This is a genomic window from Bradyrhizobium manausense, assembly GCF_018131105.1.
In the GTDB taxonomy this organism is placed as follows: Bacteria; Pseudomonadota; Alphaproteobacteria; order Rhizobiales; family Xanthobacteraceae; genus Bradyrhizobium; species Bradyrhizobium manausense_B.
The window spans coordinates 2,491,549-2,506,003 of record NZ_JAFCJI010000001.1; the positions used below are offsets into that span (position 1 = coordinate 2,491,549).

The 14,455-nt window shown below is 64.0% G+C and carries 12 protein-coding genes; 7 read left to right on the top strand and 5 right to left on the bottom strand.

Going from position 1 to position 14,455, the window contains the following annotated elements:
* The first annotated feature begins 55 nt into the window (after window positions 1-55).
* From JQ631_RS11815 to JQ631_RS11830, 4 genes are all read left to right on the top strand, one after another.
* Window positions 56-1,018, top strand: coding sequence for an alpha/beta hydrolase (locus JQ631_RS11815; RefSeq protein WP_212326367.1), 963 nt, complete (start codon window positions 56-58; stop codon window positions 1,016-1,018).
* A gap of 26 nt (window positions 1,019-1,044) precedes the next feature.
* Window positions 1,045-1,929, top strand: coding sequence for a dienelactone hydrolase family protein (locus JQ631_RS11820; protein ID WP_349644973.1), 885 nt, complete (start codon window positions 1,045-1,047; stop codon window positions 1,927-1,929).
* 84 nt (window positions 1,930-2,013) lie between these two features.
* Window positions 2,014-2,262 (top strand): hypothetical protein, encoded by a 249-nt coding sequence (locus JQ631_RS11825; protein WP_212326368.1) that lies wholly within the window; start codon window positions 2,014-2,016, stop codon window positions 2,260-2,262.
* A 272-nt stretch (window positions 2,263-2,534) separates the two neighbouring features.
* Window positions 2,535-3,626 carry a type II asparaginase gene (locus JQ631_RS11830; protein WP_212326370.1) on the top strand — a complete coding sequence of 364 codons (1,092 nt, stop codon included), beginning with the start codon at window positions 2,535-2,537 and terminating at the stop codon, window positions 3,624-3,626.
* 66 nt (window positions 3,627-3,692) lie between these two features.
* On the opposite strand, the gene JQ631_RS11835 is transcribed toward JQ631_RS11830, so the two are convergent.
* Both JQ631_RS11835 and JQ631_RS11840 read right to left on the bottom strand, forming a co-directional pair.
* Window positions 3,693-4,397 (bottom strand): dienelactone hydrolase family protein, encoded by a 705-nt coding sequence (locus JQ631_RS11835; protein WP_212326372.1) that lies wholly within the window; start codon window positions 4,395-4,397, stop codon window positions 3,693-3,695.
* A 96-nt stretch (window positions 4,398-4,493) separates the two neighbouring features.
* A complete protein-coding gene (locus tag JQ631_RS11840; protein ID WP_212326374.1) occupies window positions 4,494-5,474 on the bottom strand; it encodes a tripartite tricarboxylate transporter substrate binding protein in 981 nt (326 codons plus the stop codon).
* Between the two features lie 125 nt (window positions 5,475-5,599).
* Here JQ631_RS11840 and JQ631_RS11845 point away from each other — a divergent pair, with 125 nt between their 5' ends.
* Window positions 5,600-6,541: a LysR family transcriptional regulator gene (locus JQ631_RS11845; protein WP_212326376.1), complete on the top strand. Its 942-nt coding sequence runs from the start codon at window positions 5,600-5,602 to the stop codon at window positions 6,539-6,541.
* 85 nt (window positions 6,542-6,626) lie between these two features.
* Here the strand turns inward: JQ631_RS11845 and JQ631_RS11850 are convergent, their stop codons facing one another.
* The 3 genes from JQ631_RS11850 to JQ631_RS11860 all read right to left on the bottom strand — a co-directional run bounded on the left by JQ631_RS11850 (window position 6,627) and on the right by JQ631_RS11860 (window position 10,918).
* Window positions 6,627-7,502 (bottom strand): MBL fold metallo-hydrolase, encoded by an 876-nt coding sequence (locus JQ631_RS11850; protein ID WP_212326378.1) that lies wholly within the window; start codon window positions 7,500-7,502, stop codon window positions 6,627-6,629.
* Window positions 7,503-7,574: 72 nt separating this feature from the next.
* A complete protein-coding gene (locus tag JQ631_RS11855) occupies window positions 7,575-9,197 on the bottom strand; it encodes an ABC-F family ATP-binding cassette domain-containing protein (RefSeq protein ID WP_212326380.1) in 1,623 nt (540 codons plus the stop codon).
* A gap of 122 nt (window positions 9,198-9,319) precedes the next feature.
* Complete coding sequence (locus tag JQ631_RS11860) at window positions 9,320-10,918, bottom strand: multicopper oxidase family protein (protein ID WP_212326382.1); 1,599 nt, start codon at window positions 10,916-10,918, stop codon at window positions 9,320-9,322.
* 243 nt (window positions 10,919-11,161) lie between these two features.
* Between JQ631_RS11860 and JQ631_RS11865 the strand changes: the two genes are divergently transcribed.
* Both JQ631_RS11865 and JQ631_RS11870 read left to right on the top strand, forming a co-directional pair.
* Window positions 11,162-13,933, top strand: a complete 2,772-nt coding sequence (locus JQ631_RS11865) for a xanthine dehydrogenase family protein molybdopterin-binding subunit (RefSeq protein ID WP_212326383.1) — start codon at window positions 11,162-11,164, stop codon at window positions 13,931-13,933.
* Window positions 13,930-14,454 carry a (2Fe-2S)-binding protein gene (locus tag JQ631_RS11870; RefSeq protein WP_212326384.1) on the top strand — a complete coding sequence of 175 codons (525 nt, stop codon included), beginning with the start codon at window positions 13,930-13,932 and terminating at the stop codon, window positions 14,452-14,454. Before JQ631_RS11865 ends, JQ631_RS11870 begins: the two co-directional genes overlap by 4 nt.
* Window position 14,455 lies beyond the last annotated feature (1 nt).

Genomic DNA, 14,455 nt, shown 5'->3' on the forward strand with positions numbered 1-14,455 from the left:
ACCAAATCTATGCTAGCCGACAAGCAAGACCAAGAACCCTGTGAGGACCCAGCCAATGCCCGCGCCGCTCGATCCCGTCATCGCCCAGATCATTCCGCTGCTGCCGTTGCGCGATCCCGCAACGATGACGCCACAGAGCGCCCGCGATGCCTTGCGCGCACTGGCTGACTCGCGCGCGGCCGTGCCGCCGCCGCCCGTGGATGCCGTAATGGATATCAAGGTGAAAGGCGGCGCCGGCCCGCTTAATGCCCGGGTTTACCGGGTCGGCAACGCGCCTGCACCGACCGTTGTGTTCTTCCACGGCGGTGGCTGGGTCGCAGGTGACGTCGAGACTCACGACCGGCAGGCGCGCAACCTGGCGATAGAGACCGGCGCGGTCGTGGTCTCCGTCGATTACCGCCGGCCCCCGGAGACAAGGTTTCCCGGCGCCTTCGAGGACGCTTTCGCCGCCGCCAGCGATATCTTCAACCGCGTCGCGGAATTTGGCGGCGATGCGAAACGCCTCGGTGTTGCCGGAGACAGCGCCGGCGGCAATCTCGCCGCCGCCACCGCGATCGCCTGCCGCGATGCCGGCATCAAGCTCGCCGCCCAATTGCTGGTCTATCCTGTCACCGACGTCGTGGGCTCTTACGCAGACGCACGCGAGAATGCGCGCTTTCCGTCTCGCGCCGAGAATGCGGAAGGTTACTTCCTCTCCCGTGCCGTGATGGAATGGTTCGCCGGCCATTATCTCGCCGACGTCAATTACGCTGCCGACTGGCGGGTCTCGCCACTGCGCGCCACCTCGCTCGCAGGCCTCGCGCCGGCGATCGTGACCACCGCCTGGTTTGATCCGCTGCGCGACGAAGGCGCGGCCTACGCCAAGGCGCTGGAGGCCGCCGGCGTACGCGTGAAGCATCATGAGGGCGCCGGCCTGATCCACGGCTATTTTGGCCTCGGCGACGCCTCCGAGGTCGCTCGTGCCGAGGCCAAGCGTGCGCGCGCCGATTTCAAGGCCCTGCTGACCCGCGGGGCCTGATCGCATTGCAACCGGGCGGGATTGAAGTGTCGCGTTGTCTCGTCAGTATTCTCATCGGCTTGGCGGCCGCGCTGCCGTCGGTCGCGGCTGCCCTCGCCGCGCCACAGACCGTCTATTTCCGCAGTGGCGACGGCCGCACAGCACTCACGGGCTATCTGTTCCAGCCAAGCAAAGCCGGCCCCTGGCCCGCCATCGTCATGCTGCACGGGCGCGGCGGCCCCTACTCCAGCAATGTCAATGAAGATTGCACCTTCGTCGGCGCCGGCACCGCCTCGCCCTGCAACGCGAACACCTTGTCGAAGCGCCACGCGATGTGGGGCGAGTACTGGTCGGCGCGTGGCTATCTCGCCCTGTTACCGGACAGCTTTGGCCCGCGCGGCAAGGCCTATGGCTTTGGCCGCTTCACCCATGGCGACCCTGACCGCGCCGACGTCAACGAGACCGATGTGCGCCCGCTCGACGCCGAAGGCGCGCTTGCCTTCTTGCGCGGCCGCCGCGACGTCGTCGCCGGCCAGATATATCTGCAAGGCTGGTCCAACGGCGGCAGTACCGCGCTGAACGTGATGATCCGGCAAGGCAGCCAGCAAGGCAACCAGGCGGGCTATCGCGGCGCTCTCGCGTTCTATCCGGGCTGCGGACAGACCGCGCTGCTGGCATCGACCATTTCGACAACGACGCCGATCGCGATGTTCCTCGGCGCTGATGACGAGGAGGTTTCGCCGGCGCTCTGTCAGCGCGTCGCCGATCGCTCGCGGCAGGCGGGCAGTCCGATCGACGTCACGGTCTATCCCGGCGCAACCCATGATTTCGACGAGCCATCGGCGAGCCGGCAAGCCACGCCGGGGAATCAGGCCGCCATGAATGATGCCCTCGTCAAGGCGGCAGCCCGGCTCGACCGCTGGAAAAATTGAGCCGCGTGCGGATGCGCTGCTTGATTGCGCCGCGATTCCGGGCTCCAATCTGCATGCCAATTTTTTTGGTTTAGGGAGACACCCATGATGAAGCGGATTTTCCTGGCTGCGATCGTTGCCACCTTTGCAGCGGGCTCGGCCCTTGCGGACGACACCTGCGAGAGCAAGGCCGTCGGCAAGGACGGCAAGGCGCTCGCCGGCGCCGCCAAGACCTCGTTCATGAAGAAATGCAAGGAAGACGCCTGCATGCCCAAGGCGGTCGGCTCCGACGGTAAGCCGCTCGCCGGTGCCGCCAAGAACAGTTTCATGAAGAAGTGCGAGATGGGCGCCTAAAGCGCTCCGAATTCGCAACTTTTAGCGAGCAATCGCCCTACAATCTCGTCATGCCCGGGCAGAAGCGCGTCTTCGCGCTGGATGTCCCGGGCATTCACGTTCTCGTCTCCGAATGAAGAGAGAGCTTCGCCGCCTCCCCTCGCGCGCCGAGCAGCTACTCCAGATCATCCCCGAACATTACAACCCTAGACAGAACACCTGGCCTGGCGGATCATGCAGTGCTGGGCGGATTGGGGGCACATCGACGAGGCTTCTGGGAAAGGGAGGTCGAGATGTGGCAACTTCGAACGCGTGATCACGTCATGGCGGCAATGAGCTTGCTCTTCGCACTGCTCATCGGTGTTGAAGTCGCGAATGCAAGAGGCGTCGGCCTGCCCAACGTCATGGTCCTGGCGACCGGCGGCACGATCGCCGGCACCGGGGCGAGCAGCACCACCGTGGTCGGCTACACCGCAGCCACGGTCGGCGTTGACACCCTCCTGAACGCAGTCCCCGAACTGAAAACCGTCGCCAACGTCAAGGGCGAGCAGGTTTTTCAGATCGCCAGCGAGAACATGAACAATGACTACTGGCTGAAGCTTGCGAAGCGCGTCAACACGCTTCTCGCGCAGGACGACGTGGACGGTATCGTGATCACGCACGGGACAGATACCATCGAGGAAACCAGCTATTTCCTGAATCTCGTGGTCAAGAGCAAGAAACCCGTCGTCATCGTCGGCGCGATGCGGCCGTCGACAGCGATCAGCGCGGATGGGCCGATCAACCTGTTCAATGCGGTGATCCTCGCAGGCAGCGAAGAGGCTGTCGGCAAGGGCGTGCTTGTCGCTCTCAATGATCAGATCAACGCGGCGCGCGAGGTCACCAAGAACAACACCTCGACGGCAGACACCTTCCGCACGCCGGAACTCGGCTTTCTCGGCTACATGCAGGGCAACAAGCCGTATTTCTATCGTCAATCGACCCGCCGTCACACGGCGGACTCCGAATTCGACGTGTCCAACCTCGATACACTGCCGCAAGTCGATATCGTCTACGGCTATGCCAACATGAACCGGGTCGCGGTCGACGCTTTTGTCGCCGCAGGAGCCAAGGGGATCGTGCATGCCGGTGTGGGCGACGGCAGCCTTGCCCGGCCCGCGGTCGAGCCGGCGCTCGACGAGGCCCACAAGAAGGGTGTGGCGATCGTTCGCAGCAGCCGCGTCGGCAACGGCATCGTCGCGCGCAACGGAGAAGCCAAGGACGACGAGCACGACTTCATCGTCTCGGACACGCTCAATCCGCAGAAGGCGCGCATCCTGCTGATGCTGGCGCTGACCAGGACAACCGACAGCAAGGAAATCCAGCGGATGTTCTACACCTATTAGGATGCGGCCCACTAAGGCGCAGCCACAGCCTGATCGACGCGAGCCCTGGACCAAATGGACTGGGCTTCAACGAATGGCCGACCCGAGATCTTCAAGAATTTCTCGGGCGCGCCTCATTGAGAAATCGTGCGACGCCCGATCGAAGGACGGGCCTCGCCGCATCATGTAGCCGTGGAGCACCCCGGGAAAGATGTGCACCTCGACGTTTTCCATGCGCTCCGCCAAATCGCAATAACCCTGCAGTACTTCGGCCGGTGCGCGATGGTCCTTGTCACCCCAAACGAGGCAGACCCGCTGACGAACTCCGACAAGCTCGGGAAGATAGTCATCCATCTGGGATCCGTGGCAGCAGATGCCCGCAGCATAGCCAAGTCGCTTCGGCCCGAGAATCGCGTATGGCCCGCCGTAGCAAAATCCCATGACCGCGGCCTGGCCGTTGAACTGCGGCAGTGTGTCGAGATGCCTCAAGGTATCAATCATATCGTCTTCGCCGGCTTTGATTTTCTCGAGACGCGGCTGCGCGCGCTCGGTCGCGCGCGAGTCGTTCCGAGAAAGCGGACCCGCAATCGAGCGCCAGAACAGATCCGGCGCAGCGACAATCAAGCCGTATCCCGCGAATTCGTCGGCGATGGCGAGCATGTCGGTATCCACGCCATGAATGGCGGACGCAAGCACAACGGCAGCAGCCGGCTTGTCGGATTCCGGCGCGACCAGATAGCAATCGAACACGCCGCCGCCTTTTGCGCGAACCTTGCTGAACTTTCCTCGCATATCGGATCCGACACCCTGTTTGACGCGCCGTGGCTATCATTCGACCTGATCGGGATGCGGAGTGTGGAAGCTGCGGTCATCTGAACCTTCGCCGCGCTACTCCAGCCTGATCTTCGCGAGGCTCATCACCTTGGCCCACTTCTCGGTTTCACCGGCCATGACCTTGCCGAAGTCGGCGGGCGAGCCACCCAATCCCGTAGCATCAAGACTACGAAGGCGCATCCTGAAGGCGGGATCGGCCAGCGCAGCGTTGGCTTCCATGTTGAGCCTGTCGATAATCTCGGCAGGCATCGCTCTCGGCGCGCCGATGCCGAACAACGAGCTCGCCTCATAACCGGGCACGAATTCGCCGATGGCCGGCACCTCCGGCATTGAATCCGATCGCGCTGCCGTCGTTATTCCGAGCGCCCGCAGCTTGCCGCTGCCGATGTGCCCGATGGACGTTCCCAGGTTTGCAAAGACGACCTGGACCTGACCGCCGAGCAGACCTGTGATCGCGGGCGACACACCCCGATAGGGCACATGTTGAAGATCGAGGCCGCCGGCCTCCTGCTTGAACAGTTCCGCGGCGATATGTGTGATCCCTCCCACTCCGCCCGAACCATAGGCGAGTTTCCCGGGATTGGCTTTGGCATAGGCGACGAACTCTGGAATGCTGACGGCGGGGACCGATGGATGGATCACCATCACCAGGGCGCCACGGATCAGACTGGCGACCGGCGCAATATCCCTCAGGAAATTGAAATCAAGATTTTCGTAGAGCGTCGCATTGATTGCGTTGGGGGACCCTACCAGCAGGAGGGTGTAGCCGTCGGGACGCGCATGCACGACCGCATCCGTGGCGATATTGCTTCCTGCTCCGGGCCGGTTCTCGACGATGAATGGCTGGCCGAGCCGCTCCGAAAACCATTGCGCGATGAGGCGCGCAAGGATGTCATTTGGACCGCCCGCGGCAAAGCCAACCATGATCCGAACCGGACGCGAGGGGTACGCGTCCGCACCAGCCCGGACCGACAGCAGAGGTGGCGCGGCAGCCAACGCCGCAAGTTGCATGAATTGACGACGGGAAGGCGTCATGGATTTTGCTCCGTCGAACCTGCGTCCGCGCGGGCTCTCCTCAAGGCCGAGGATAGTTGATGCCGTCATAAGCGCATAAGGCTATTGTCTGATGGTACCATCTCAGAAACGAAATGGGTGCTTTCATGCAGATGAGCGATCGCATCGGAAAACGAATGAGGCTGCAGGATCTGCATGTGCTGATGGCAGTGGTGCAGGCCGGCAGCATGGGCAAGGCAGCGCTCATGCTCAATACGACCCAGCCCAATATTTCGAGATCGATTGCGGACCTCGAGCACGCGTTCGGCGTTCGCATGTTGGATCGGCACCGACGCGGAATTGAGCCGACCGAGTCCGGTCGCGCCCTGCTCGATTGCGGCACAGCCGTTTTCGACGAACTGCGCCAGGGCGTGAAGAGCATCGAGCTTCTGGCCGACCCCACGGCCGGAGAAGTGCGGATCGGAAGCACGGCCTTTCTGGCTGCGAGCTTTGTCTCGGCTCTCATAGACCGGCTCTCCCGGCGTCATCCGCGGATCAGATTTCAGCTTGTGACCGGCTACCAGGAGACACTGCACCGCGACCTGAACGAGCGCAAAGTCGATCTATTGATCGTGCGGAGCGGCGGCCCGGTTGCCGACGAGCGGCTGCGTTTCGAGTTTCTTTTTGAAGATCGCTACGTCGTCGCCGCGGGCAGAGACAATCCATGGTCCCGGCGGCGCAACATCCGGCTCTCCGATCTGGCGGAGGAGCGTTGGATCCTGCCACCGCGGGAGAGCGTGATCGGATCAATCATCCTGCAAGCCTTTCGCGCCTGCGGATTTGAATATCCACGCGCGACGGTGGTCACTGACTCGCCCCACATGCGGGTCAGCCTGCTGGAGACAGGGCGGTTCATCACGGTTTTCCCCGCTTCCGCGTTGAAATTTCTCAACAGGGGAACTTCACTAAAAATCCTGCCCGTCGAGCTGCCGGCGGCACGTCGACCAAACGGGATCATCACCGTTAAGGATCGCGCCGTCAGCCCGGTGATACAGCTCGTCATCGACAGCGCACGCGAACTCGCAAAGCCGACGGCAAAACGAAAGTGACAAACGGTACGTCCACTTTATCGCCTATCGCGACGTATCGCGCCGCGGCACGGATTAGTCGCGATCCCGGCGAGGCGGCCGGCTCCTACTCGCGCTTGTAGCGGTAGTCAAAGGCGGCGCCGAGCGGCTTGATCAGTCCGACGGTCGGTGCCGGAAAATGGATCGGCAGGATCAGCGTGTCGGTGTCGGCGACGGACGCGAAGAACTTCCGCCGCGACACCGCCGACTGCTTTGCATCCCAATCAGGCTTCGCCGACCAGTCCGGCTCGCGGCACTGGATCTGGTGATGCATGAGATCGCCGGCGACCACTGCGCGCTGACCTTTCGAGAAAATGTTCACGCAGCAATGGCAGGGCGAATGCCCCGGCGTCGGCGTCAGCGTCACGGTATCGTCCAGCGCGTAGTCGTCGTCGACCAGCAGCGCCTGCCCTGCCTCGACGATCGGCAGGCAATTGTCGCGAAACACCGTGCCGGGCGGGTTGTTGCCCTTGGCGTTTTCGGCTTCCCAGGCCGCGTACTCGCCTATGTGAAAGACGTATTTCGCGTTCGGGAATGTCGGCACCCAGCGGCCGTCGCGCAGCGTCGTGTTCCAGCCGGTGTGATCGATGTGCAGATGCGTGCAGAAGACGTAATCGATCTGCTCGAAGCTGATGCCGAGCGCGAACAATTCATTACGCCAGCGCTCCTTGCCGGGAAAGTCGAACGGCGGCGGATGGCCCTTGTCTTCGCCGGTGCAGGTGTCGACCAGGATCGTGTAGCGCGGCGTACGCACGACAAACGTCTGATAGGTGATGACCATCAGCCCGCGCGAAGCGTCGAACACCTCCGGCTCCATCGTCGGCAGATGCTGCCTGAACACGGCGTCGTCATATCCAGGGAAAAAATCCTGCGGGCGCCGCCACGGCCCTTCCCGCTCGATCACCGAATCGATGGTGATGTCGCCGATCCGAAGCTGCTTCATCGTCGTTTCGCTCCCACTTTTTGGCGAGAGCGTAACGCGAGCCATCAACGCGTCAAGACGTGCGGCGGAATGCTAGCTCCGCAGCCCCGGCGCTTCCTGCCCGGTGCGCGCGACATATTCCGTGTAGCCGCCGCCATACTGATGGATGCCTTCAGGCGTCAGCTCGAGCACACGGTTCGACAGGGTCGCGAGGAAATGGCGGTCATGCGAGACGAACAGCATGGTGCCCTCGAAATCCGAGAGCGCATTGATCAGCATTTCCTTGGTGGCGAGGTCGAGATGGTTGGTCGGCTCGTCCAGCACCAGAAAGTTCGGCGGATCGAACAGCATTTTTGCCATCACCAGCCGCGCCTTCTCGCCGCCTGACAGCACCCGGCAGCGCTTCTCGACGTCGTCGCCGGAGAAGCCGAAGCAGCCGGCGAGCGCGCGCAGGCTTCCCTGCCCCGCGGTCGGAAACTGGTCTTCCAGCGACTGGAACACGGTGCGCTCGCCGTCGAGCAGGTCCATCGCGTGCTGGGCGAAATAGCCCATCTTGACGCTGCCGCCGACTGCCACCGTCCCCTCGTCCGGCTCGCTCGCGCCGGCGATGAGCTTGAGCAGGGTCGACTTGCCGGCGCCGTTGACGCCCATCACGCACCAGCGCTCCTTGCGGCGGATCATGAAATCCAGCCCGTCATAGATCCGCTTGGTGCCATAGCCCTTGAACACATTCTTCAGGGCGACGACGTCCTCGCCCGAGCGTGGCGCCGGCAGGAAGTCGAAGGCCACCGTCTGGCGGCGGCGCGGCGGCTCGACGCGCTCGATCTTGTCGAGCTTCTTCACCCGGCTCTGCACCTGGGCGGCATGCGAGGCGCGTGCCTTGAAGCGCTCGATGAACTTGATCTCTTTCGCCAGCATCGCCTGCTGGCGCTCGAACTGCGCCTGCTGCTGCTTTTCGTTCTGCGCACGCTGCTGCTCGTAGAATTCGTAGTCGCCGGTATAGGTCGTGAGCGAACCGGAATCGATCTCAATCACCTTGGAGATCACGCGATTGATGAACTCGCGGTCATGCGAGGTCATCAGCAGCGTGCCTTCGTAATCGTGCAGGAACTTCTCCAGCCAGATCAGGCTTTCGAGATCGAGATGGTTGCTCGGCTCGTCGAGCAGCATGACGTCGGGGCGCATTAGCAGGATGCGCGCCAGCGCCACGCGCATCTTCCAGCCGCCCGAAAGCTTGCCGACGTCGCCGTCCATCATCTCCTGGCTGAAGCCAAGGCCGGACAGCGCCTCGCGCGCGCGACCATCGAGCGCGTAGCCGTCGAGTTCCTCGAAGGCGTGCTGCACCTCGCCATAGCGCGCGATGATCTCGTCCATCTGGTCGGCCTTGTCGGGGTCCGCCATCGCGACCTCGAGCGCGTGCAACTCGGCAGCGACCTCGCTGACGGGACCTGCGCCGTTCATCACTTCGGCGACGGCGCTGCGGCCACTCATCTCGCCGACGTCCTGGTTGAAATAGCCGATGGTGATGCCGCGATCGGTCGAGACCTGCCCTTCGTCGGGCAGTTCCTCGCCGGCGATCATCCGGAACAGGGTGGTCTTTCCGGCCCCGTTCGGGCCGACGAGGCCAATCTTTTCGCCCTTGTTGAGGGCGGCGGAGGCTTCGATGAACAGGATCTGGTGGCCGGCTTGCTTGCTGACGTTGTCGAGGCGGATCATGGCTGTCTTTTGGGGGAATTTTGCGTTGCAGCGTAATAGGCCATGCCCCGGCTCAAGGGAAGCCCGGCGGGGTACGGATTCCCCGCAGAAAGGCGCCAAATGCCTGCAATCCGGCCCGCAGCTCAGGCCTTGTAGACCTCCACCGTCTGCATCATGCCCATCTCCTCATGGTTCATCATGTGGCAGTGGAGCATGAAAACGCCGGTGAAATCGAGAAAGCGCGAGCGGAACACGACCTCGCCGCCCTTGCGTTCGACGATGACGGAATCCCGCCATTCCGGCGTCGCCAGCGCCTTGCCGTTGACCGAGACCACCTGGAACGGGTTGGTATGGATATGGAAGACGTGGTCGTCATGCTCATGCGTGTTGACGATGGTCCATTCCTCGACGGCCCCCAGCTTGACCCGATGATCGATCCTGCCGGGATCGAACTTCTTGCCGTCAATAAAGAAGCCGAACTCCTGCCAATGGCCGGCGGCATCGGCTTCCGGCGCGGTCGCCGACAGCACCACCTTGCGGCGATTGGTGATCTCGCCGTCCTTGACGCTCGCCAGCGGCGGCGCCGGCAGGGCGGCCGGCAGCCTCATTTCCATCGGGGCCCCCGACACAAGGATCTGCGCCAGCGGCCCGACCGGTGACGGATGGCCCTGGTCATAAGGCGCGGCGTTGAAGGCGTAGGTGCCCGGACCGCCCGCCTTCACCAGAATGTCCGCGCGCTGGCCCGGTGCGATCAGGAGCTGCTTCAGCTTCTGCACCGCGCCGAGCTGGATGCCGTCATAGGCAATCGCATGCAAATCGTGTTTCTCGAGATCGAGCAGCATGTCGTCCTGATAGGCCGCATTGAGGATGCGCCAGCGCTGCACCTCGCCGGGCCGCATCTCGATGACCGGGCGGCGCTGGCCGTTGATCGCGAGGAAGCGCGTCGCCGTCTCCGGAAACAGCGTCTCGAAATTCTCCACCATGCCGTTGGCGTCGAAGACGACCTGGGTCAGCACCAGCAGCCGCTCGCGCGCGGAGGTGATCTCCGGCACGCCGGCGAAATCGCCCTCGACGATGAGCGCGCCAACCATGCCGCTCGACATCTGGATGTCGGCGCTGCCGTGGTGATGCGGGTGATACCAATAGGTGCCGCTGGTGTGGTCGGCCGGCAGCGCGATCTCGATGTTGTAGCTGTGGCCCGGCGCCATCGAGCGCATGACGTTGTCGGCGATCCCGCTCGGGCTCGCATGCGCGCCGTGGAAATGGAAATTGGTGTTGTTGAACTGGTGCGGATGGCTGATATCCGCGGGCAAGCCGTCGCGGTTGGGCGGCAGGTCGTTGATCAGCTTGATCCGCAGCGTCTCGCCGGGCTTCATCCGCAGGGTCGGGCCGGGACTGCCGCCCTCATAGGACCTGACATAGAGCCTGACGCCGCCGATCTGGCGATAAGCGTAGGCGCAGCGCAAATTCGTGCTTAGCACGCCGCCCACCGACCTGCGCACCTCGGGCTCGACCAGCGGCTGGTCCATGGCCTGAACCGCCGCTTCCGGCACCATGCCCATCGTCGGCGACATGTCGGCGGCGTGGGACACGGCCGCATGGTCGTGCATCGCATGCTGGGCCCTCGCGGAGCCAGCGATCAGAGACAGCGCGCCCGCCGCACCGAGCAACTGCCGCCGCGACAGCCTCGCTGCGCCCACTGCGGTGCCGTCAGGTGAGCCGTCGTTCGGATCGTGCTGCATGAGTTCCCGCCCCTTGAGTTGCGAACCGTCTTATTCGATTCGACTGCAAATCAGCTGAGAAAACCACGCTTCTCAAACCGGGCACGCGCCGAACGCACGGCGTCTTCATTGGATGGTAAGCCCTGCCCGTTTCTATTCCTGAATGACGAATCATGACAGCTTCGGGCCAGCGTCGGTGCGTCCCCACGGTCGCGATGCCGTCAGCATCGTGAGCCACTAACGACCCTGTACAAGGATGAGATCATGCGGCCTTCGCGACGCGAGTTCGTGAAGTTGATATCGGCGGGCGGCATTTCGGTCAGCCTGTCGCAACTTGCGGCGGCGGCGAGCGCGCCCTTCGCGACCCATGAGACGCTGCCCGGCCGCGGCAATTTCAATCCCGCGACCAAGGGCGCCGGCCGCGTCGACGGCGTCGCCAAGGTGACCGGCGCGAAACTCTACGCCTCCGATTTCCGCGCCAACGACATGCCGGGCTGGCCGCAATCCACCTCGCACGCGATTTTGGTGCGCGCCAACGACGCCACGCATGTCTACACCGGCATGGACCTCGCCCGCCTCAACGGCGCGCTGAAGCCGTCGGTCATCGTCACCGCTGGGGATCTCGACCGCATCGGCACGCAGGTGCCGGAGTTCTATGCCGGCGATCTGTTCTGCCCGCTCGGCAAGACGCCGCTCTATCTGGGCCAGCCGGTCGCGCTGCTGATCTTCGAAAGATTCGACGCCTTCGATCAGGCCCGGCTCGTGCTGCGCGACGGCACCTTCGTTAGGTTCGGCGAGGAAACCGGCCCGGTGATCGCGCCCGATTACGGCTCCTACCGCTTCACCCGCCTCGCAGGTCCCTCGCCCGACAAGCCCGATGTCTATTCGCCGATCCAGGCCGGCTGGGTCTCGCCGAAGAAAGTGCAAAATGCCGCACTGCCGGTGTGGTCGCCGCTCGCCAGGGACATGCCGGCCGACTACGTCAAGGCCGCCAAGCTTGGCGACCAGATCCGCGACGAGCTTGCTGCCGACAACGCCTCCCTGCTCGTGCTCGACCGCGAGTTCGAGACGCAATCGGTTGACCCGATGTTCCTTGAGCCGGAATGCGGACTGGCCTGGTATGCCGGCAAGGGCGGAAATCTCGAGCTGGTGCTCGGCGTGCAGTCGCCCTATGAGGCCGCGGAGTCGCTCGCGCATCTGTTGGCCAAGGCCCACGCGCCCTACAAGCCCTCACACATCAATGCGCAGTTTGCTCATGTCGGCGGCGGCTTCGGCGGACGCGACCACACGCCGTTCATCCTTTACGTCGCGCTCGCCGCGATCTGCTTCCCCGGCAAGCCGGTGCGGCTGGCGCATGACCGCTACCAGCAATTCCAGGCCGGCATCAAGCGCCACCCGATCAAGATGCGCTCGCGCATCGGCATCGATCGCGCGACCGGCCTGATCAAGGCCTTCGCCGCCGATCACGTGCTCGACGGCGGCGGGCTGCAGAACTTCTCGGCCAACGTCGCGGTGGTCGCAGCCACAGGTGCGATCGGAATCTACGACATCCCCAAGGTCGACGTCACCACCATCGCGCTGCATTCGCGCGGCGTCACCGCCGGCTCGATGCGCGGCTACGGCACGCTGCAGACCATGACCGCGCTCGAAGCGCTGATCGATGAAGCCGCCTCCGAGCTCAAGATAGATCCGATCGAATTCCGCCGCCGCAATGCGCTGAAGCCAAACGGCCGGACCATGTCCGGCAATCCCTACATCGTCTCGGTGCGCACGCCCGAGATCCTGGACAAGCTGGAAAAGCACCCGATCTGGCGGCAGCGCGCGCAGCTCGGGCAAACCTCTGGCGACCGGCTGGTCGGCACCGGTGTGGCCTGCGTCACCAAGGACTACGGCTCCGGCGCGGACTGCTCGCTCGGCCGCGTCGAGCTCGGCGCCGACGGCAAAATCGCGATCTACTGCGACCACGTCGAGATGGGCAACGGCATCGGCACCGCACTGGCCAACCGCGTCGCCTTCCATCTCGGCGCGATCGCCGACGAGGTCTCGGTCGCGCGTGTCGACAGCTACGACATGCTCGGCCTCGTCACCTCGGGCGATCCCTACACGATGGACCAGAAGACCCAGGATGCCGCGGAGCGGAATCCGCGCTGGGTGCCCGCGATCTCCTCGGCGACCTCGGCGTCGATCGGCGCCCATGTCGGCACGCATTCGTCATCGGAAGCGGCCCGCGTGATCTTCCGCTTCGGCCTGTGGCCCGCCGCGCTTGAGTTGTGGCGCATTCCCAAGACCGACCCGCGTGCCAAACAATCGGCGAATGCGAGCTGGCAGAACGGCGAGCTTACGATGCCCGGCCTCGCGCCGCTGCCGCTGGCAAGACTCGCAGCAACCGCCCACGCAAGCGGCTTCGTCACCGGCGCGGTCGCGCACAGCTTTTCGCGCTGGGCCTGGTCGCGAGCGCGCTTTCCGCTGTTCGGCGAGCAATACCGCGCCGAAATCGACGCGCTCGCAATCCGCCGCGGCAACAACAAATTCGAACGCATCAATCGTAGCAGCGTCAAGTTTCCGCCAACCGACAACAACCGCATCGGCACCGCCTACACCTCGATGTGCGGCACGCTCGTCCGCGTCGAGATCGAACGCGCCACGGGCGCGCTTCGCATCGCCAAGGCCTACAGCGTGTTCGAATGCGGCACCGCGCTCGTGCCTGAAGTGGTGATGGGCCAGTCCCACGGCGGCTTCGCCATGGGCGTCGGCTACGCGCTGCTGGAAACGCTGCCGCCGTTCGAAGGCGGCCCGGGCAACGGCGAATGGAATCTCGGCCGCTATTTGGTCGCGCGCGGCTCCGACCTGCCGTTGCGCGATCTCGAGATCGAGATGCTGAAACCGCTCACCCCGGACGAAGCGCCCAAGGGCATGGCGGAGGTCGTGATGATCCCGATCGTGCCGGCGCTGATCAACGCCATCCATGACGCCACCGGCCACCGCTTCCGCGCACTGCCGGTGACGGCGAGTCTCTTGAAGGGAGTTTTGGCGTGACGACCCTCAGCCTCACCATCAATGGCCGGAAGCACGGCCCGATGGACGTCCGCGACGATCTCTCGATGAACGATCTCCTGCGCGAGATGCTCGGCATGACCGGCACCAAGTTCGGCTGCGGCGCGGCGCAGTGCCTGAGCTGCGCCATCATCGTCGACGAGCCCGATGGCTCGAGCTACACCAGCCCGACCTGCATCGCACCGGCCGTCAATTTCGACGGCAAGTCGATCCGCACCGTCGAGAGTCACGCCAGGGACGGCCAGCTCTCGGCCCTGCAACAGGCCTTCATCGATCACTTCGCCTTCCAGTGCGGCTATTGCACATCAGGCTTTCTCAATGAGGGCCAGGTGCTGCTCGAACGTCTCGCGCGCACGCCTGTCGCCCGCGAGGCGCTGGAGCAGACCATTGCGGATGCGCTCGACGGGCATCTGTGCCGCTGCACCGGCTACATCAAATATCACGAGGCGGTGCGCGACGTGATCCTCGCCGATTCCAGCCGTTACCTCGTCGCCACCAAATGAG